The sequence below is a fragment of the Dyadobacter frigoris genome (genome assembly GCF_005280585.1).
GTDB classification, from domain to species: Bacteria; Bacteroidota; Bacteroidia; order Cytophagales; family Spirosomataceae; genus Dyadobacter; species Dyadobacter frigoris.
Map to the genome: position 1 here is coordinate 99,480 of NZ_SZVO01000003.1, position 18,090 is coordinate 117,569.

At 40.6% G+C, this 18,090-nt stretch carries 20 protein-coding genes; 5 read left to right on the forward strand and 15 right to left on the reverse strand.

Going from position 1 to position 18,090, the window contains the following annotated elements; translation table 11 throughout:
* Positions 1 to 41 precede the first annotated feature (41 nt).
* Complete coding sequence (locus tag FDK13_RS07465; protein WP_137339373.1) at positions 42 to 3,161, reverse strand: type III restriction-modification system endonuclease; 3,120 nt, start codon at positions 3,159 to 3,161, stop codon at positions 42 to 44.
* 3 nt (positions 3,162 to 3,164) lie between these two features.
* Complete coding sequence (locus FDK13_RS07470) at positions 3,165 to 3,698, reverse strand: hypothetical protein (RefSeq protein ID WP_137339374.1); 534 nt, start codon at positions 3,696 to 3,698, stop codon at positions 3,165 to 3,167.
* A gap of 160 nt (positions 3,699 to 3,858) precedes the next feature.
* Between FDK13_RS07470 and FDK13_RS07475 the strand changes: the two genes are divergently transcribed.
* Positions 3,859 to 4,985 (forward strand): IS630 family transposase gene (locus tag FDK13_RS07475; RefSeq protein WP_229215945.1). Its coding sequence is split into 2 segments (ribosomal slippage): positions 3,859 to 4,276 and positions 4,276 to 4,985, totalling 1,128 coding nucleotides; the frame shifts between segments, so codons are not numbered across the junction.
* 2 nt (positions 4,986 to 4,987) lie between these two features.
* Here the strand turns inward: FDK13_RS07475 and FDK13_RS07480 are convergent.
* From FDK13_RS07480 to FDK13_RS07495, 4 genes are all read right to left on the reverse strand, one after another.
* Complete coding sequence (locus FDK13_RS07480; protein ID WP_170982740.1) at positions 4,988 to 6,415, reverse strand: site-specific DNA-methyltransferase; 1,428 nt, start codon at positions 6,413 to 6,415, stop codon at positions 4,988 to 4,990.
* A gap of 277 nt (positions 6,416 to 6,692) precedes the next feature.
* The gene (locus FDK13_RS07485; protein ID WP_170982741.1) at positions 6,693 to 7,148 is read right to left on the reverse strand and encodes a hypothetical protein; all 456 of its coding nucleotides are present in this window, start codon (positions 7,146 to 7,148) and stop codon (positions 6,693 to 6,695) included.
* 97 nt (positions 7,149 to 7,245) lie between these two features.
* The gene (locus FDK13_RS07490; RefSeq protein WP_137339377.1) at positions 7,246 to 7,452 is read right to left on the reverse strand and encodes a hypothetical protein; all 207 of its coding nucleotides are present in this window, start codon (positions 7,450 to 7,452) and stop codon (positions 7,246 to 7,248) included.
* Between the two features lie 236 nt (positions 7,453 to 7,688).
* A complete protein-coding gene (locus FDK13_RS07495; RefSeq protein ID WP_137339378.1) occupies positions 7,689 to 7,925 on the reverse strand; it encodes a helix-turn-helix domain-containing protein in 237 nt (78 codons plus the stop codon).
* A 114-nt stretch (positions 7,926 to 8,039) separates the two neighbouring features.
* Between FDK13_RS07495 and FDK13_RS07500 the strand changes: the two genes are divergently transcribed.
* The gene (locus tag FDK13_RS07500; RefSeq protein ID WP_137339379.1) at positions 8,040 to 8,849 is read left to right on the forward strand and encodes an RNA polymerase sigma factor; all 810 of its coding nucleotides are present in this window, start codon (positions 8,040 to 8,042) and stop codon (positions 8,847 to 8,849) included.
* Positions 8,850 to 8,866: 17 nt separating this feature from the next.
* The gene (locus tag FDK13_RS07505; RefSeq protein ID WP_137339380.1) at positions 8,867 to 9,958 is read left to right on the forward strand and encodes a hypothetical protein; all 1,092 of its coding nucleotides are present in this window, start codon (positions 8,867 to 8,869) and stop codon (positions 9,956 to 9,958) included.
* Between the two features lie 295 nt (positions 9,959 to 10,253).
* Here the strand turns inward: FDK13_RS07505 and FDK13_RS07510 are convergent, their stop codons facing one another.
* The 9 genes from FDK13_RS07510 to FDK13_RS07550 all read right to left on the reverse strand — a co-directional run bounded on the left by FDK13_RS07510 (position 10,254) and on the right by FDK13_RS07550 (position 15,827).
* Entirely contained in the window at positions 10,254 to 11,102 is an 849-nt protein-coding gene (locus FDK13_RS07510; protein ID WP_137339381.1) for a relaxase/mobilization nuclease domain-containing protein, read from the reverse strand.
* Positions 11,099 to 11,761, reverse strand: coding sequence for a plasmid mobilization protein (locus FDK13_RS07515; RefSeq protein WP_374756088.1), 663 nt, complete (start codon positions 11,759 to 11,761; stop codon positions 11,099 to 11,101). Before FDK13_RS07515 ends, FDK13_RS07510 begins: the two co-directional genes overlap by 4 nt.
* Positions 11,762 to 12,018: 257 nt before the next feature.
* The gene (locus tag FDK13_RS07520) at positions 12,019 to 12,555 is read right to left on the reverse strand and encodes a hypothetical protein (RefSeq protein ID WP_137339383.1); all 537 of its coding nucleotides are present in this window, start codon (positions 12,553 to 12,555) and stop codon (positions 12,019 to 12,021) included.
* Entirely contained in the window at positions 12,548 to 13,246 is a 699-nt protein-coding gene (locus FDK13_RS07525; protein ID WP_137339384.1) for a P-loop NTPase family protein, read from the reverse strand. Before FDK13_RS07525 ends, FDK13_RS07520 begins: the two co-directional genes overlap by 8 nt.
* The gene (locus tag FDK13_RS07530) at positions 13,243 to 13,572 is read right to left on the reverse strand and encodes a hypothetical protein (protein ID WP_137339385.1); all 330 of its coding nucleotides are present in this window, start codon (positions 13,570 to 13,572) and stop codon (positions 13,243 to 13,245) included. Before FDK13_RS07530 ends, FDK13_RS07525 begins: the two co-directional genes overlap by 4 nt.
* Entirely contained in the window at positions 13,565 to 13,816 is a 252-nt protein-coding gene (locus tag FDK13_RS07535; RefSeq protein WP_137339386.1) for a hypothetical protein, read from the reverse strand. Before FDK13_RS07535 ends, FDK13_RS07530 begins: the two co-directional genes overlap by 8 nt.
* An 87-nt stretch (positions 13,817 to 13,903) precedes the next feature.
* Complete coding sequence (locus FDK13_RS07540; protein WP_137339387.1) at positions 13,904 to 14,179, reverse strand: helix-turn-helix domain-containing protein; 276 nt, start codon at positions 14,177 to 14,179, stop codon at positions 13,904 to 13,906.
* 143 nt (positions 14,180 to 14,322) lie between these two features.
* The gene (locus FDK13_RS07545) at positions 14,323 to 15,075 is read right to left on the reverse strand and encodes a SlyX family protein (RefSeq protein ID WP_137339388.1); all 753 of its coding nucleotides are present in this window, start codon (positions 15,073 to 15,075) and stop codon (positions 14,323 to 14,325) included.
* A 194-nt stretch (positions 15,076 to 15,269) separates the two neighbouring features.
* Positions 15,270 to 15,827 carry an antirestriction protein ArdA gene (locus FDK13_RS07550; protein ID WP_137339389.1) on the reverse strand — a complete coding sequence of 186 codons (558 nt, stop codon included), beginning with the start codon at positions 15,825 to 15,827 and terminating at the stop codon, positions 15,270 to 15,272.
* Between the two features lie 503 nt (positions 15,828 to 16,330).
* Here FDK13_RS07550 and FDK13_RS07555 point away from each other — a divergent pair.
* Together FDK13_RS07555 and FDK13_RS07560 are read left to right on the forward strand one after the other, a co-directional pair.
* The gene (locus FDK13_RS07555) at positions 16,331 to 16,969 is read left to right on the forward strand and encodes a hypothetical protein (protein WP_137339390.1); all 639 of its coding nucleotides are present in this window, start codon (positions 16,331 to 16,333) and stop codon (positions 16,967 to 16,969) included.
* Between the two features lie 89 nt (positions 16,970 to 17,058).
* Positions 17,059 to 17,928 (forward strand): hypothetical protein, encoded by an 870-nt coding sequence (locus tag FDK13_RS07560; RefSeq protein WP_137339391.1) that lies wholly within the window; start codon positions 17,059 to 17,061, stop codon positions 17,926 to 17,928.
* Positions 17,929 to 18,090: the final 162 nt, after the last annotated feature.

Consider the following 18,090-nt stretch of genomic DNA (forward strand, 5'->3'; position numbering starts at 1 on the left):
TCCGGATCAAATAACTTTTCCCATTAGTTTACTGTAAACCGTCACTTAACCTGTACAATTTCCAACATCTTCTCGTAACTGCTCACTTTCGAAAACTGCACTTCTTGCCCGCTAATGGTTTTGAAATGTTCGCCTGCGCAGTGAATCTTTAACGCTTCGATTTTTCGAAGTTCCAGATCGGAATCGGAACCTTTGGTTTCTGCCACGAAATAAATGTGTCTTACAGATTCTTTGTCAAACACAATTGCCCAGTCCGGGCTATAATTCGCTACGGGAGTCGTGATATAAAAGCTTCTGGGTAGTTTGGCATATACATACACATTTTTGCTATTTTCAAGTGCCTTAGCAAACGTTGCTTCCGTTGTAGAGTCCGTAGTCAAATAGTCGTAAATATGTTTTCTTAGAAATTCAGACTGACGAATCGTAGACTTATCATTTGCAAATACTGTTTTGGCATCATGACGCTCTTCTGTCTTGTGATAAACAATATTATTGATGATCAAACTTGCTTTTTCTTCATTAATCAGCTTGGCACACTTGGCGATAAACTCTTCCGGATTCTTTCTTAAAAGGAAAAACTTCTCCTGGTTAATGGCTTTCAAGATCTCTACAACAGTACGACGAGTCAAATTTGTTAATTTGACTATTTCACCAACAATATCATATACTGTATTTGTATAAATATCTGACTTTAATTCTTTGCTCTCACGTTGTTCTTCTTTAAAACCTCCCCTTTTATTTAATTCTTCTTTATTAGTTTCTTTAAGCTCACCGCTACGAACTTCGTATGTACGCTTATCTATGTTCAAATTTGCGTTGATCCGAATCTTGGCATCGTTTATTAGCTTCACGGAATCAAATTGAACTTCATAAATCGTTTTCAGATTTATCTTACTCCATAATTCCTGAAACTCTTTCTTGTAAAAGTTGTGATTGATCGTTAGTATGATATTGTCTCTATCGTTTTCCGGCAATATACCTTCGCCTGTGTATACCGAGCGAAGCAAACTCGTTATGCTAGCACGATACACTTCCAGATTATCCGGAATAGGAACTGTATTCCCTTCTATAAATTGACGTCCCTCAGTTGTAATCTTATCATCATCGTCAAGCACGTCTCGCTTGTACAAGAACTTGTTTAGCTTCTTGGCTTCCTCAGGAGTGAGACGTAGCTGATTCCCTTGTACGTCCGTAATCAAACGTCCAGCAAGGAATTCCACCGAAGCTTTCTGAGGGCGATCTTTTAGGGTCTCTGCTATTTCGCTTTGCAATCCTTTTGCGAATACCTCGTAGCTTTCTGATGCTACAATTGTCAGCTTGTTAATCTCATGCACCTGCTCACCAACTGTTTCATAATCTTGCCTAATGCCATGCTTATTCACAGAAAGACGCATCCCTCGGCCTACTTCCTGACGACGGCGAGTGTTGGCATCGGAGTGTTTAAGTGTACAGATCTGAAATACATTCGGATTGTCCCACCCCTCTTTCAAAGCGGAGTGAGAGAACAAAAAGCGCGTTGGTTCCTCAAAACTCAATAGCCGCTCTTTATCTTTCATGATTAGATCATATGCACTGATGTCATCGCTATCTTCTTTTCCTCGCTTTACTGAGGGGGTAATGAGTTTCTTATTTTTATCAATCGAGAAATACCCATTGTGTACACGCTCTGCATCATCTCGTTGTAAATATTGGGCATATCCATCAGGTATATAACCTTTGTGGATTTGTCCGGGGTCAGTGTCATACAAATATTGATTGTAGTCCTGATGGAATAAGCTGATATGTCCGTTTCGTTGAAGATTATATTCTTCTTCAAAAATCTTTGCATATTCTCCAAGTTGCTGTTCCCCATTCTGGTCATATACCCGATACTTCTCAACTGAATCGATGAAGAAAAGTGATAGTACTTTTATTCCTTTTTCGAATAAATCACGTTCCTTACTAAGATGTGAAATAATGGTTTCACGTATTTGAATGCGGCGGAAAGCTTTCTCGTCCAGATCACCTATGGCTTCACCGGCTATAATCTCCTGCCCATTGATGATTACCTTATTGAAATAACCATCTACATCCTGGACGATCCAGTTTTTGTATTGAGGCATTTCACCAGATAGTTCAAAAAGGTTGGCTCCTTTTTCGAGCTTTTCGCGGACACGCTTTACGGCTGTCCCACTACGTTTCTCATACTCAATGATTGCGACGGGAGCTTTGTTCGTTGAAAGCTGAATCTGCTCCAAATACAAATACCCCGTGGTGCCGGTGCTGCCTTTGAGACTAATTCCTTTGACCTGTATCTTTTTAACCAGCTTTTTATTGTATGCATCCAAGGCGTCCAGCCTGTACACTTTGTTATATTCATTCTTATGCGTCGCTGAATAGCGAAGCGTAAAAAGCGGACGAAAATCCTGCATACTTTCCAACGTCTTATCACCATCAACAGACTGAGGTTCGTCAATAATAAGTATTGGGTTGGTTTGCGCAATGACTTCAATAGGACGCCGGGATGCGAACTGATCCAACTCCATATATATCCTACGGGAATCTTTTCCTTTTGCATTAAATGCCTGAGTATTAATGATCATCACGCTAATACGGCTATCAGACGCAAAACTTTCAATATCCTGGGGACGACCAGAATTATAAATAAACGGACTGATACGGTGACCATACAATTCCTGAAAATGGTCCTGGGTAACTTCGAATGACTTATATACCCCTTCCCTTATGGCGATGCTGGGCACTATAATAATGAACTTGCTCCAACCATAAAACTGATGCAATTCGTACATGGTACGGATGTAGGTATATGTTTTACCTGTTCCCGTCTCCATTTCGATGGTTAGGTTGTAACCAAGTTTCAGGCCTTTGGGGCGTTCAAGCTTGTCACTTTCCGGTATATCATTTTCGTGTTGTACTAGTTTAATATTTTTTAGCAACTGATCTTCGGTAATTTGGATAGGGCGGTTACGGTACCCAATTGTTTCCATGACATCCATCTCCAAATCAGTTTGACCAACACTCGCAGCTTTGGCCTTACGGATAATTTCTTTACTTCTTTCGAGCGTAAAACGGTTGGTTTCTCTTGGCTGGCCTGCAAAACAATCTGTAACCGCCTTTACTGCCTGAACCTGAAAATCCTGTTCTTTAAATTGTAATTTCATAGCTTAGATCACACGCATTTCGGTTTCAGAACTCAATTGTTTCAGTAACTGCCTCACATTTTCTTTGGCAGTATCATTCTTAAATCCTTTATCCCGGAAGACGATACGCATAGGCTTGTAGACAGCAACTTCCTTTGCAAATGCCTCATCGATACTGTTATCAAAACAAGCCATAAGCGAATTTTGAGCCACCTGAAAGACCTGTTTTCCTGAAACGGAAAGCTGATCAATTTTGTAAGTAAGTGGCAAGCCCCAATCCAGCATGACCTGAGTTAATAGGTCATCAGCAGTTCTGTCGGGCTTAATATTATCTGCAAAAATTTCCAGTTGCTCTTGGTTGTAATCCTGGGGGCGATAGTAAACATCCTGCATATTGCTTTCATCCAGACGATACACTCGGAAACCAGTATCCAACTCATCAGTTAAATTATCTTTGAATTGTAGTCTACCTGAATTAGCTAATTCTTTTTCAGCCTTAATTTTTGCGCCAGACTTCCGTATTCTAATTTTGGCCAACTCACAAATATTTTCGGGCAATTTCTGAGCTCTTAGATACTCAATTGCATTCTTTATGGTGGATACAGCTCCCCCTGATGCAAGTTTTAAAGTCTCATTTAAATCTTCCTGAATTTGAACTAGTGTTAAGTTAATTATGATATGACGTATAATAACTGTATCTTAGTCAAAAAAATTGCTCATGATACGGTATCATATAAAACTGACGAAGACAGAAGTTGAAGAATTAATGCAGGTTATCAATAAAGGCTCTCATAGCACACAGACTTTTAGAGCAGCGTATGTTCTCTTGAATAGCGATGAAGGAGAATATTCTCAAAAAGTAACTAATGAACAAATCAGTAATGTGTTGCGTATTGGAATGAGAACAATTGACAGGATAAAAAAAAAGTTTGTAGAGGATGGTTTTGAAGCGACTTTGGAACGTCGGAAGACCACCCGTATATATGAGCCCAAAATAGACGGAGAAATAGAAGCAAAACTGGTGTCACTCTGTTGCAGCAGCCCACCAACAGGCTTTGCTAAATGGTCTTTACGGCTTTTAGCAGATAAAATGGTAGAATTAAAATATGTTGAAAGTATCTCACATGTGGCAGTGGGAAATGTTCTAAAAAAAATGAACTTAAACCTTGGAAAGTAAAGGGTTGGGTGATAGCTACTGAGCAAAGTAGCGAATTTGTAGCACACATGGAACGAGTGCTTGATGTATATCAAAGGCCTTATAATGAGCATTTTCCCATAATATGCATGGATGAGTCGCCTAAACAACTAATTGAGGACGCCAGAATTTCGGTTCCAATGAAACCGGGTCAAGAGGCGAGAGTTGATTATGAATATATCAGGCATGGAGTTGCAAATATTTTTATGGCCAGCGAGCCATTGCGAGGAAGGCGTCTTGTTGAGGTTACAGAATTTAAAACGAAAAAGGAATGGGCCAAATTCATCAAACGTATATCAGACGAATTCTGTCCCAATGCTCAAAAAATTACACTGGTCATGGATAATTTTAAGACTCACGACCCATCCGCATTTTATGAGGCTTTCGAGCCAGAAGAAGCAAAAAGACTTTGGGATAGATTCGAATTTGTTTATACTCCAAAGCACGGCAGTTGGTTAAATATGGCAGAAATAGAACTGCATGTTCTAACTGGACAATGCTTGAATCGACATATTTCTACCAGAGAAAAAATTGAAACAGAAGTAAACGCCTGGCAAAATCATCGAAACAACAAAGAAGCAACCATAAACTGGCAGTTTAAAAAGGAAGATGCCAGAATAAAATTAAAGAGACTCTATCCGTCAATTTAGTGTTAACTTAACACTAGTATGAATTTACATTTTGAACCACTCGAATAATTTAATCTAAAAATGCACTCGGAGATGGTTCCGGAACCCGAAAAAAAATCTATGATAATATCGTCCTTATCCAATTTCATTGCCTTAAACAAATCGGTTAGCAATGTTACATCCTTGGGGTTTGTGAAGACATCACCTGACATGAGCGCGCGTAATTCCTTAGATGCTGCCCTTCCATCCTTAAACTTGATATTCGGAATGCTCTGAAATTCTGTATTTTTTAAATATGTTTTGTTGTTAGGTACTGTTGTGTGATCCTTTCCAAAATGAACGAGTTTGTCATTTATCCTTTTCTTCATTGTCTCCTCTGGGTAAACCCACCCTCTAGAAGGTTCTTTACAAACCCCCTTAGTCTCAGGATGAATAATGTCATATCTATACTGACCGAAATTTGGACCAGATAAATTATCAGGAAAATATACACCCTTCTCATCCATCCAACTATAGTGTTTCGACCCATATATAGGATTGGAGGGAGGAAACTGCTTGTACCATTCTAATGCGTCTTTATGAATCGCCTCCCAATCATCACCGCGCTCTCTCCTAAATGTGTCGAATGCCTTATATATTAACTCAAGGCCCTCTTTCTTTTCTTCCCAATTACCTTTGTTAGCTTCCTTCGAATTTACGTAAACAAGAATATATTCATTTTGTATAGCTATGTAGGCTTGATCATTCCTGCTACTATTTTTCCAAATGATTTCCCCGACAAAGTTTTTCTCACCAAAAATTTCGTCGCATAATTTTTTGAGGTTGTGAACTTCCTTTTCGTCAATGGATATCAAAACCACTCCATCAGATGTAAGAAGATTTCTGGCTAACTTAATCCTTGGGTACATCATGCTCAACCAATCTGAATGGTATCTTCCAGAAGTATCCGAATTCACAACAAGGCGACGATTATACTCATCCTTTTGCCCACTTTCTTCTTTAAATTCTTCGCTGTCCTGAGTAAAGTTATCTCGATAGACAAAGTCTTTCCCCGTATTATACGGTGGATCAATATAAATCATCTTAACCTTGCCAAAATAACTTTCTTGCAAAATCTTCAACACTTCAAGGTTGTCCCCTTCAATATAAAGATTCTCAGTATTGTCAAAATCAACCGAGTCTTCACGTACCGGGCGCAACGTTTTTGTAGTAGGAAGATTTGCCGTTACAATGGCCTCACGTTTGCCTGGCCATTCCAGGCGATAGCGCTCCTTGTTACCTTCAATAACCTGATGGTTTAACTCCTGTTTGAGTAGATCAAAATCAACTGCCTTGCCATCAGCTGTTTCGGTAACACAATTAGGAAACAAGGCTGCAAGAGCTTCTATATTATGTTTCACCAAATCGGTGCTTGCCATATCAAGGCGGTCAGGATGGGTATTTTCAGACATAAAGGGCAATTCCAGTAATTAATATAATGTTCTTTTATTTTAACCTATGAGAACAGGATTGCAAAGCCTGGATCTACATCGAGTTACTTACGGTTTATTCCAAAGTAAGCAATTTTAACTCAGTTTAATTTCAAAATTTCTATATGATTGACTATTAATTGAAGCAGCTAAGTATTGGTACACTTATAATAATTCGCTCAATCTCACAACGATCCTTTAAAAAATTTGAGATAAACCTGAGAGAAGATATGTATGATGACAAATTAAAAAATGTCAATTATTTATCAGAGGAGAAAAGATACCTTTCAAATCCTGCCTCTCTAATCAATGGAAGTGTCTTTTTTTTATCGAGTGACCAATATAGCGCACCGGGAGGGACGTAAACTAAATTCATTAAATCGTTAAAGTCATTATTAGTAAAGCCAGTGTTTTTATCTCTAGTGATCTTTATTAGCCATTCATTATATGTATGTAACCATAAATCTAACATCGTCCAATCCATATACTCTTCTCCAGAAATACTCAGAAGGTGGGTTTTGACAATTTCAACATGTGCCAGTTTGTACTTTGGATATTTTAAAAGTTCCTTTAATTTCTTAAAATCGTTAAATACCGTTTGAGCTTCCCTAATCTGCTCTAACCCGTTAGAAGCATTTTCACTAAGCGTAGATTTTATTGTTTGAATTCGCTCCAAGAAATCATTAGGGTTAACGTTGTCAATACTGTTACGCAAAATTTGAAGATCCCTGAAAAGTCTTAGTTCATCCGCATTAGGAAGTTGCCTGCCAGCAAGAAAATGAAGATATGAAGGCGGAGAATAATATCTGTGCCTAATTGGCAATTGGAAAAAAAGCATCAACACTTCTCTTCCAAATTTCAGTTTTCTTGTATATCGCTGGACTATGGCTTAATTCATAAGCCGAGACAAATGTTCCCACCAGATGAACGTCATTAAAAACATTTTCCTCTATCGTACCTTCGCCAATCCCATACCAAATATTAGTATCGCAAATAACTATTGACTTCTTTCCATTCATGGTTATACTTAAAATTCCTGCAAATTATTTGATTATCTAATAACAGCAAATAAATAGAGACAGCGGGGAGGATTTGAGCATTCATATTCCGTTCAGATATGACTTTAACATGTTGAAATTAAGATCTAAGGTTCACTGCTGTTGGCAAGTTATAAGATTATAGATTTCAATGTTTCAAGATGTAAGCTAAATTACTATTGTTCAACTACCTATAAGTCCACCTCTTTGTTATCAGTTTAATTTCTTTCAAAAGTCGGACTAAAAAAATCGTAAAGGTTTACATTTAAAGCCTCAGAAAGTCTAACCAAAGTATTAAACTCTACGTTTTTTTTCCCATGTTCCATTTTACTAATTTCACTACGCTCCATACCAATAGCCTCTCCCAAATCAAGCTGAATCATTTCGCGATACAGCCGAATTTCCTTTAACCTTTCTCCAAACAGCTTAATTTCTTTATTATACCTGTCTTTCACTTTCTACATTGTTTTTCGAAAGTTGGATGGAAATGCCAAAAAATAAAGTGGGTTATAACTCACAATTGTTAGAAATTGACTATATTTGTAACTGTAAGTCATAAAGCATGCACCATGGGACTACATGATCTATCAATAGACAGTGAAAAAAATGACGGATATCTCGCTCTGTTTCATCGAGGCGATCAGCGTGCAATGGATTTTATCTACCGTAAATCCTTCCATAACCTTCTGTATTTTGGTAAAACCCTAATCAAAGACGAATTCCTAATTACTTGTATCCTTCACGAATGTTACCTGAAAGCATGGCAGCATCGTGAAAGAATGGAAAGCCTGCCCCATATATATAGATTCATCCGGATGAACCTGCGCTGGCAGATTCTCCGACACATTGAAAAGTCGCGTCATAGCATATACGGAAAAACCGTGTTAATAGACCATTTTGAATCGACAATTGGAGACTTTGAAGATGTGTTGACAGATAAAGAATCTTATGAGAATGATATCCAAAATCTCGAAAGAATAACCCAGGCACTGAAATATCTGTCCACCGACGCACAGCAAATAGCTTCCCTTCACTTTAAGCAAGGGTTAAACCATAAACAAATCGCCGATCGATTAGGGACCAGCACCATCCAGGTGTCCAATCAGATCAAAAAAAGTGTGGAGCAAATTAAAAATATGGTGCATGCGCAAGGTAAAAGGAAACCAAAGGATCTTTCTGTCAAAAAATTAAATCCGGACACCGAATCACTAAATACTCAGCAGACCTCCATTTATCAACTTCGCAAAATCCGGAAGATGTCCTTTGGTGACATCGCCTTGAAATTGGGAATGAACCAGGTCCAGGTTCAGCAGCAATATATTCATGCGCATCAGCTTTTGAAAAATCAGAATAGCCAGCAGAAAGTCAATCGATTTTAATCAAACCGGTCAGAAAAATGGAAAAGATATTCTTCACCCGTAAAATCCAGCTGAAAGTGGACAGCGAAGACCCGGATTATAAAGTTCAGGTCTATAAAATGCTTTACGACTGGCGCTACATTTGCTACAAAGCGTCCAATCTGATTTTTACACACCACTATGTGCAGCAGCAGATCAAAGAGATCATTTACCTTACCGATGAAGTCAAAGTCAAACTTGCCAATGTAAAAGTAGATGAAGGCGGCATTCTGACTACTTCCCGCATGAACACCAGCTACCAGATCCTGGCCAGAAACTTCAAGGGCAGTATCCCGATGCATATTATGAGCTCGCTGAATGCTTCACTGGTGAGCACCTTTAACACAAACATGATGTCCTATATCACCGGCGAAAGAACGCTTCCCAATTTCAAAAAGGAGATTCCGATTCCATTTAAGGGTACCGACCTTAAATCGCTCACCGTGAACGAGCAAGGGTATGTCTTTCATTTCAAGCTCTTTGACATCCCTTTTAAAACCTATCTTGGCAGTGATTTCTCAGATAAAAGGGGGCTGCTGCAAAGACTTCTCAACAAAGAAATCAAACTCTGCACCAGTTCGCTGGTACTCGAGAAAGGAAAGATCTTTATGTCCGCTGTTTTTCAGGCGGAAAACAGCGTGCAACCCCTTGACGAAAATATTATCGCGGAAGCCTCGCTTTCACTGGACTATCCGATCATGCTGACTATTGGCAAGAGCCGTTACACCATCGGAAACAAGGATGAATTCCTTTACAAAAGGCTTGCGATCCAGGCCGCCATCCGAAGAAAACAAAATGCCATGTCCTTTATGAACAGCCAAGCCAGAAAGAAGATTAAGGAAAACACGATCGAAAATTTACGTAACGCAGAAAAACGCTACGTAAACCAAAAACAGCACGTATACAGCAGAAGGTTGATTGACCTTTGCGTCCGAAACCAGGCCGCTACACTGCTGCTTGTCGACCAGCAGGAAAAAGAAGAAGAGGCCGCTGAAAATCCTTTTATTCTTCGCAACTGGGGATATGGCGGATTAAAACAAAAGATCGAGCGGAAAGCTGCCGGTGCCGGCATCACCGTGCTGGTGGAATAAAAAAATGACGAGGCTGCTTGTAAAGCCGCAGGATGAAACTTGGAAAGTTTCGTTAAATGTCCATTGGGGCATATACAACTGGGTTTAGCTTATTTTTAAGTAAAAAGAAATTACGAGGCTGCTTGTACAGCCGCAGGATTAAAGCCGCGCACGCTTTAATGAAATGCCGGGCTATGGCATATACAACTGAGATCGGCTTTATTACTTTTACTTAGACGGTATTTTTTCCACTGTCTTACCCATTCCCCGGTAAGGCAGTGGAAAAATATTGGTGAGTAAAATAGGAATGACGGTTTTAGATACTGAGTCCCTTCTTTCGCTGCTTTGCCAGACTTAGTTCTGCCGACTTACTTTTCTGCGGGCTCTGAACTTCGCCCAGCCGTTTTTCCAGATTAGCAAGCGAATATTCCCTACCGATATCAGAACCCTTCACCTTCATTCCGTTTCGGGTATTGATAAAAGTGATTCCCCGCTTAACAAGCGTTTTAACCCCTTGCTTTTGCAGTGCAGTGCCAAGCTGCTGCATGGTAGAAACATTCGGTAAAATACTGTCAACGGCCTGCTTCAATTTTAGAAGCGCCTGATCAACCGTTTGTCTAGGCTGCTGTTTATTCTCAGCTGTCAGGTGCATGTCCGGCGTGATGCGAAGGCCAAGCTCCAATTCCATCTTCCGACAAAACTTGCCGACCCTGGCATAATTGTTAAAATGGTCAGCCGTGTTCTTTCCATTGTAATTGATCCGGTTGGCAACGATATGAAAATGTTTATGCGCTTTATCGCTATGCAAAAAGACAGCCATCTGATTATCCTCAAACCCGAAATCCCTGGCAAATTGCATGGCAATTTCTGTGATCTTTTCGTTGCCAGGATTCTCGCCCGGCGGGAAGCTAAATGACTGGTGCCAGATGAACTTGGTCAGTCTTCTGTTCTTTTCCATGTTATCCAGAAACTGCCTGGACAGATTCTCAATATCAAACCGTCCATCCGGCAGCTTTTGAAGCGCCAGATTCTGAATATACACCAGCTCCCCTCTTACGTCCTCTGTTCCCAGCTGCTTAATCTGTTTTGTGCTCAGCGGCTTGTCATAATAGCAGTATACCAAAATCCCTTTGGCATACCTGCCCAGTCCTACCTTCCCGATCATAACTTTCGTTGTTTTAGTAATTGCTCCATGGTTTCTTTAATCACATCATGAACCGGAATTCTTGGGTCCGGTTTCTCATCCTGCCAAACGGCCAGATCGTTTGGAGCTTCATCCCTGAGATAATGCACCTCGTACTTTTCAAGAAGCTCCTGGCTTTTATGACGTAGCCTGGCTGCCGTTTCAAGGATACCGGTTTTGCTCTCTGCAGTTGGCAACACCTTTTCAAGGTAACCATAAATCTGGCGCGTCCACTCGTTGATATCCGTCAGCGTCTGACGGAACGATCTGACTTCAAAGTCTTCGTACACCCACTGCATAATCAACTTGGAGACCAGTGAAATGTTCTGGCTGCTCTCTTGCCACTGCCTGGAAAGCATATCCGCCTGACTGGCCCGAAGCACCGCGAGGGCAAACTGTCCGCTGAGCATGCGGAGTACTTTGTAAAGCTCCGCGGTCTGCCTGGGCAGCACTTTGAGCTGCGGTCTTTTGATGGGCGTATCCAGTACTTGCGTGAGAAAGTACTGACTCGCCGAAAGTCCGCTCCTTTGGATCTTTTCATTGATCAGCGCTTTCTGATCCTTGCTTACCCACACCGAGAAGTGTTCTTTTTTAGCAATCCGCTCCCCTTTCGGCGGTCTGCCTTTTTGCTTTTTTTCCATAAGTCTTCAGCATTAAGCTATGAGCCCAAAGGCGAATAGCCGGGGTCCAGGGGTTTCCCATGGCCAGTTCTCGCCGTTGGTCGCATTTTCGCGACGCAACGGCGATAGCTGGCTATGGAGAAAGCCATCGCAAGGCCCCGAACGGTTTAAAAATGATTAAACAGTGACTTAAATTGATCATAAATGATTCTTATGACTTTTAATTTCCTTTTTCTGATCCAAAATGACTTCAATTGCCTTGATTGGATCTAAAAGGATCATTTTAGCCTTCGAAGCGGAACGTGGACCTCTTTTCTTTTCCCATCGAACTCGTAGACCCGGCCAAAGGTGTTATCGCCAGGCTTCGCCTGTTTCAGGATCAGAAACTCAACTCCGTTCTGGGTTCTGATATTTCCTTCCCGCACAAGATCCTGGTAAGATTCGATGTTTTTCAAATCCTCAACGTATCTGCTTATACCCTGATACATCTTAAAGGTGCTCAGATAATAGTAGCATAAAAAGCCAAGGATCAACACGCAAACGGCATACGGAATACTGACGCCCAGTCCGTGAAGAAACGATTGTTTGTCAGAAGCGAAGTGTACCGAACTGATAGAGCCCTTGAAGGTCTGCTGCAACTTTTTGCTTTCAAGAAGGTTTGCATTCAGCTCTTTTCTGATGACACCAAAATGCTCCCTGATTTCAGCAAAATTAATGGCAGACCATTCATCCATTTCCATGCCGTATTTCATCAGATACTCCGCCTGGATGTAGCTGATCATGGCAGACATCCGTGCTCTCTTATCATCATTCATCTTTGATGTCTATTTGAAGTTGTCTTTTTAAACTGAACCGTGTACCACGGCTATAATTATCCAGTCCCCAGCCCAGTCTTGCACCATCCAGGATCTGTCCTCCCTGAGCCGTCGTGGGTACGAAATCCCCGAATTGTCTCAATGTAAGGCCTGCCTTTGCGCAGCGCTCTTCCAGCTCCTGGGCAAGTACACCAAAGCCCCGGAATGAAGTAATACTCTTCCAGACGATGATCTTAAAATCATCTCCGACCGCAGCCCTGATCTGCTCGAGGTAATTGACCGAAGACTGGTAAGCCGGACCGCCGCCAATGACGACATGAAAAATCATTTCAAAACCGGAGTCGTCAGCAAATTCCTTCATCGGGATATCGTCCCGAATCAGAAACGGGAGCTGCGCGCTTTCCGGCGAGCCAAGGTCAAAATAAACCGTTTCGTACCGGCTCTCGGAAACCTCTTCGAGGTAACCGACCAACAGATCCCGTACCAGAACATCCCTGTCATCGTTCAAACTGACCATATCAAAGTTGTCACGGTCAATGAAGGAAAGCTGCTTTTTGCTGGATTCGGTAGAAGAGTCCAGGTCAACAAAAAGGATGTCTTTTTTATGTCCGTATTTCAGTGCAAACAAATACATCAAAAGGGACTTACCCACGCCGCCTTTGGACTGGGTTATGAAATTAAACTTTTTCATGATTTACCAAATTTGTTACTTTTAAATGATTGTCTTCTTACTACATCCTCTTCCACCGGTAACCTTTGTGGTTCCAGCGGTTTTGGAATGCTGACCGGAGCCGTTTTTCCAGACTTTCCCGCGTCATTCCATTGCCCGGCGTGCGAGCGGATGTACTTCACATCGTACAGCACGGTCAGCGGCGCGCCGAGCTCCTTGTTGATGAGCTCGACGGTAAGCGTGGCCGAAAGATTCTGGTCGAAGAGCCCCTGGAAAAATTCGTAGAGTTTTCTTCTTCGCTTCGGATCTTTCTTCTCATACATGGCTATCAAAAGTTCTTTATCCATTGTCCTGACTGTTTAAGCTCTTTTCATATTGACCGCTAAGCCCTATACGGCTCGCACGCAGCGGATGAAAAGAAGGGTGATAATCAATGTGACCAAACCGGGCAAGGTCCCGGATGCAGCTGTGATACGTCGCAACGGATTGAATCCTTGCAGAGCGCATCAGTCTGCGGCGGCTGATCTGTATCTGGTCTTGGCCCGCCTTCCCGCAATGAAAAGCGATGGCCGCAAACAGACAGATGTGCACCGCGCGGAGCCTGGGATCATCCCATACCCCTTCTACCAACCCGGCTCCCGCCGGACTGGTGATGTTTGTCTCTGAGACTTTCAACGGTTACCGCTTTTTAGAGGGTCCGTTTGCCAGCATGAGCTCGATGTCCTCGTACTGGTAGTAAAAACTGCCGCCCACTTTGGTGTAGCGCAGATGTCCATTGACACGCAGGTTCAAAAGTGTTCCGGGCGAGATTTTTAAGAGCTCTCTTACCTGGGCGCTTTTAAGCCACCTGCTGTGTGGCGACTGTTTTGTTTTGGAAACAACGGTTTTAAGTTCTTCGAGAAGTTCAGTTTTAAACTGGCGCAAGTCTTCCCTCGTGATCAACTCTACATGCATGACTGCTTTTGTTTAAGAATGGAACATAAACCTGACTGCTGACGGGGTACCACCGCCAGAAATCATCAAAAGCAAACATACAAGAACAGGCCCCAATAATAATGACCAAAAGGGTCCATTGGTCAAGCACCAGAACTACCTGTTTATTTCATTTTACTGATTATAAATAACTTATGCTCCTTTCTGACTCTTGTCCCTTTGGCAGATGCATCATCATCTTTTCCTGAAAAATAGTTACGTGCGGTCTCAATCGGGATAGGATTTCCCCCATGAAGAAAGTACCGGGAGAGCAGTTTGTACCAGGCGCTTTTACCTTGTACCCTGAGAAGTGTCTTCTTTTCCACAGGCAGCGTCAGCTCCTGCATTTGCAGAAGAAGATCAACGAAAGTGCCCAGGTGGTTTTCTACAATGCCAATCTTTTCGCTCGTCTCATATTCTTTCATCGCTTTGAGCTGCTCTTTTAACTGTGCGTTTTCCGCGGTTAGCTGATCGATCAGACGGCTCTTTTCTGCGATGACCGATTCAAGCGGGTCGAAAACGTGCCACTGATCGATGGAGCGAAGAAACGATTGAAAGGATTCCAGTTTGATAAGGTTCGATTGATATGTTTTCTGTCTGGAAGAAAACGGGTCCTGCATTTTATAATACGCGATCCGCTCGGATGTAAGCCTTGAAAAGTTTTCAAAGAATTGCTGCTGTTGATCCGGACTAGACCCAAGAAAATAGTGAAGGTGGTAATCATAAAAAGCGTTATACTCACAGGCGGGCAGACTGTAAATTTTCTTAAAAAGGTGATTGTGGTTAAAATGCCAGCTTTGGATCAGCGGGTTGCCAATTTCAAAGCGGTCAGGTGAAAAGTCGAATTTGTCTCTGATTTTAAAGTAGGATATTTTCATAGCCAGTCGGTTTTTTAGTTAAGTTACCAACAGGTACTAAAAAATCCAATTGCTGGTAAAAAATTAATCAGCTCAAAATCAGGTTAGCACATCACTTCGGAAGTGCAGATATCGGTTCAGAGGGGGTAAACGAGTGGTATTTCCTATGTAATTCAGGAGTCTGAAAGAAATTAGTCAGACTCCTGAACTTCATGTTAGATATCAATGAAAACATGACCGTTATACTCTGAGTATCCATCCAGAAACAAGTCTTTTCCAAAGGCTTCGTAATCAAAATATCTTTCCAAAACAGAAGGCGCTCCCGCGAGCATTCCGGTATCCTCAACGTATTGATACGTGAACTCTGTTTTAGGATCTTTCATGACTCCTCCATAATAGCCCTGATAGGCCTCATTAAACCCTTCCAATGTCTCTTCCAGATCATTTCCATTGGCTGGCCAGGAGACAATATTTGAGCAGTATAACTCAAAGGCCTCTGCCCTATCGTCATCCATTTCTGAAACTGCTTTAAAATATTTGAAAGCCTCTTCATACAGACTGCATTCTGAAATCAAAAAATCCGGGATGCCTTCCCAATCCTGAAACATTAATTCTGGCAGGAATTCATTGCGGTGGTATTCATAGCAGTCTTTGTAAAATTCTGCTGCATCTGAATAGTCTGAAAGATCAAACCATTTTCCGAAAAGCGATCCGGAATTATACCTTCCATAAGTGCCAACATAAATCTTTGGAGTGTTTTGTGAATTTTTCATGCGTGAAAGACATTTGAAGTAGCTAAGGCCCTGGCTTTGTGCCAAAGGGCAATCGCTTGCCTCTCACGAATGAAAAATGACGGGGTTTGTCCCCTTGGATTCAAGCCCAGACGGCGGTTTAAGGAGCGGCCGTAGGACGTGGTAAATAGCTGGCTGACACAGTGAAGGCTTGAAACCGTCATTTTTCACTTCGTAAATTTCGGTTGCACTGACTGGTAAACGTGCGGCTGGGTTGCTTTATAAAATCTATTTAACATAACAGTAGTGATACCAGATAAAATTATATTACAGCAAAAACTACACACCTTTTAACGAAACATCTCCATAACAATTTTCACTATTGCCAAGTAAAAAGATAGTATAATTTAACTTTATATTTATTTAAGCTATAACCTCAGACACAGAATCGTGATTATCAGAATTCTAGAAGTCGGGTGTTGATCGAAACACCATATTAGTTCGACTTAAACTAAACTCGATAAGTCTGCAAAAAAGGAAAAACTATGTTATTACCGTTAAAGACCCAGATTGCCGGCAATAAAACGGTTCAAGACTGGCAAGCAGTAAAATTAATTTTAATTGAATTACAAGAAAATGCATCGTGGGAGAAAGCTTATGAAGAATATTTTTTAACCCGACTAAATGATAGATACATTCGACCGCTAAACAGTATTAAGGAAAATGGATCTTATAGCGGTGAAGGATTTTCAATAATGACTATTTTATGTTCAATAATCGAATTCTTAGAAAGTACATATCAAGGGAAAAATTATAAATTTCGTCGCAGAAATGATCCGGGGTTGACCGCTTACCAATATGATAGTAGTGAAGATATCTTTGTCTCTTTCCTGGTAAATAGAACTCCATTTAATACTGATTTTAACAATACAACTTCTAAAGATTTTTATAAAAACATACGCTGCGGTCTACTTCATGAAGCCCGTACAAAAGGTAATTGGGCTATATGGGGAAGGTCTAACTCGGTGATTGTTGAAGCTAAAAATGGAAAAATGATTATTTATCGCGACAATTTCTTTGAATCTATATTCACATACCTAGATCTTTATAAAATGGAACTTTTAGCGTCAGCAACTCTTAAAAGTGCATTTATACGAAAATTTGATAACCTCTGCGAAGAATAGAGAAAGTCAATCATTAATTGATAGTTGAACTTAATTAAACACGATACATAAAATTTGCAAACGATGCTAATTCCCACAATTGATAGTTCATGGCAGATAAAGTAGGCCAATTCACTCAATATGAAGATTCCTTTATTTGGGACTTATTTAATCAGATTGCTCCTTTATTACTCGACATGCGTCGACCAATGTTTAGAAGGGGATTAGAAGCAGTGAATTCGAGAACCATCGAATACTTTGACAATGTAAATAGAATGTTTTATCGCCCTGATAAGAACCTGGACTCAGAAATGGTCCTTTGCGCAGTTGCAAGATGGTATGTGGGTGTCGAAATGAAATGTCCTGAATATATCGAGTGTTTACTGGAATTTATTAGAGAGATCTCGGCGCTTACTGTTGAAGAAAGTGAACCGAATCAACCTGAGTATTGGGATCTTATTAAATTTGCAATCAATGAAATTCAAAGTGAGCATGTTCAAAGTAAGATATCACTTAGCGATTCATCAAGCAGTATCCAAAACATCTTTAATGGGATGCCTGCTGATTTAAAATCAATTTGGAGTAAAAAATTTTATCCTCCTTTCCAATCATCCATTTCTTACACTTGGACCGGAAATTCAGAAGATCTGAGTGAACTTCAGTTTTTATTAAATCCTTATATAGAAAGTTGCACGCCAGAAAATTTTAAAATGGTTTTTCAAGGAAAACTTCCTACTGAATTCAAACCAATTATATGGAAGAGAAATGCAAATGAGCTAGCCTACCTAATAGTAAGAATGATGGAATTGGGATTAATTTTAATGGAAGACCGATTAGACTCATTAAAGCTGGACTCGTGCTTTATCCAACAGAACGGTAAACAACCAGGGAATAAATGGAGGTTCCATAAGCAAGCACTTAATAAAATGAAAAAGGGAAATAGAGAATTAATCGATGTAATACTGTTTAATTTTCAGTAATAATTTGTGTTCTACATTTGAATAACATATTCTACAAGTGTTTCTACAATCTAGTATTGTAGCTTGTTAGCTGCTAAATTGTATTCGAAATTTGCGATCAGATAAAATTAAACATCTGATAACAAGACATATGAGAAGAAAAAATAAATCAAACAATACTCC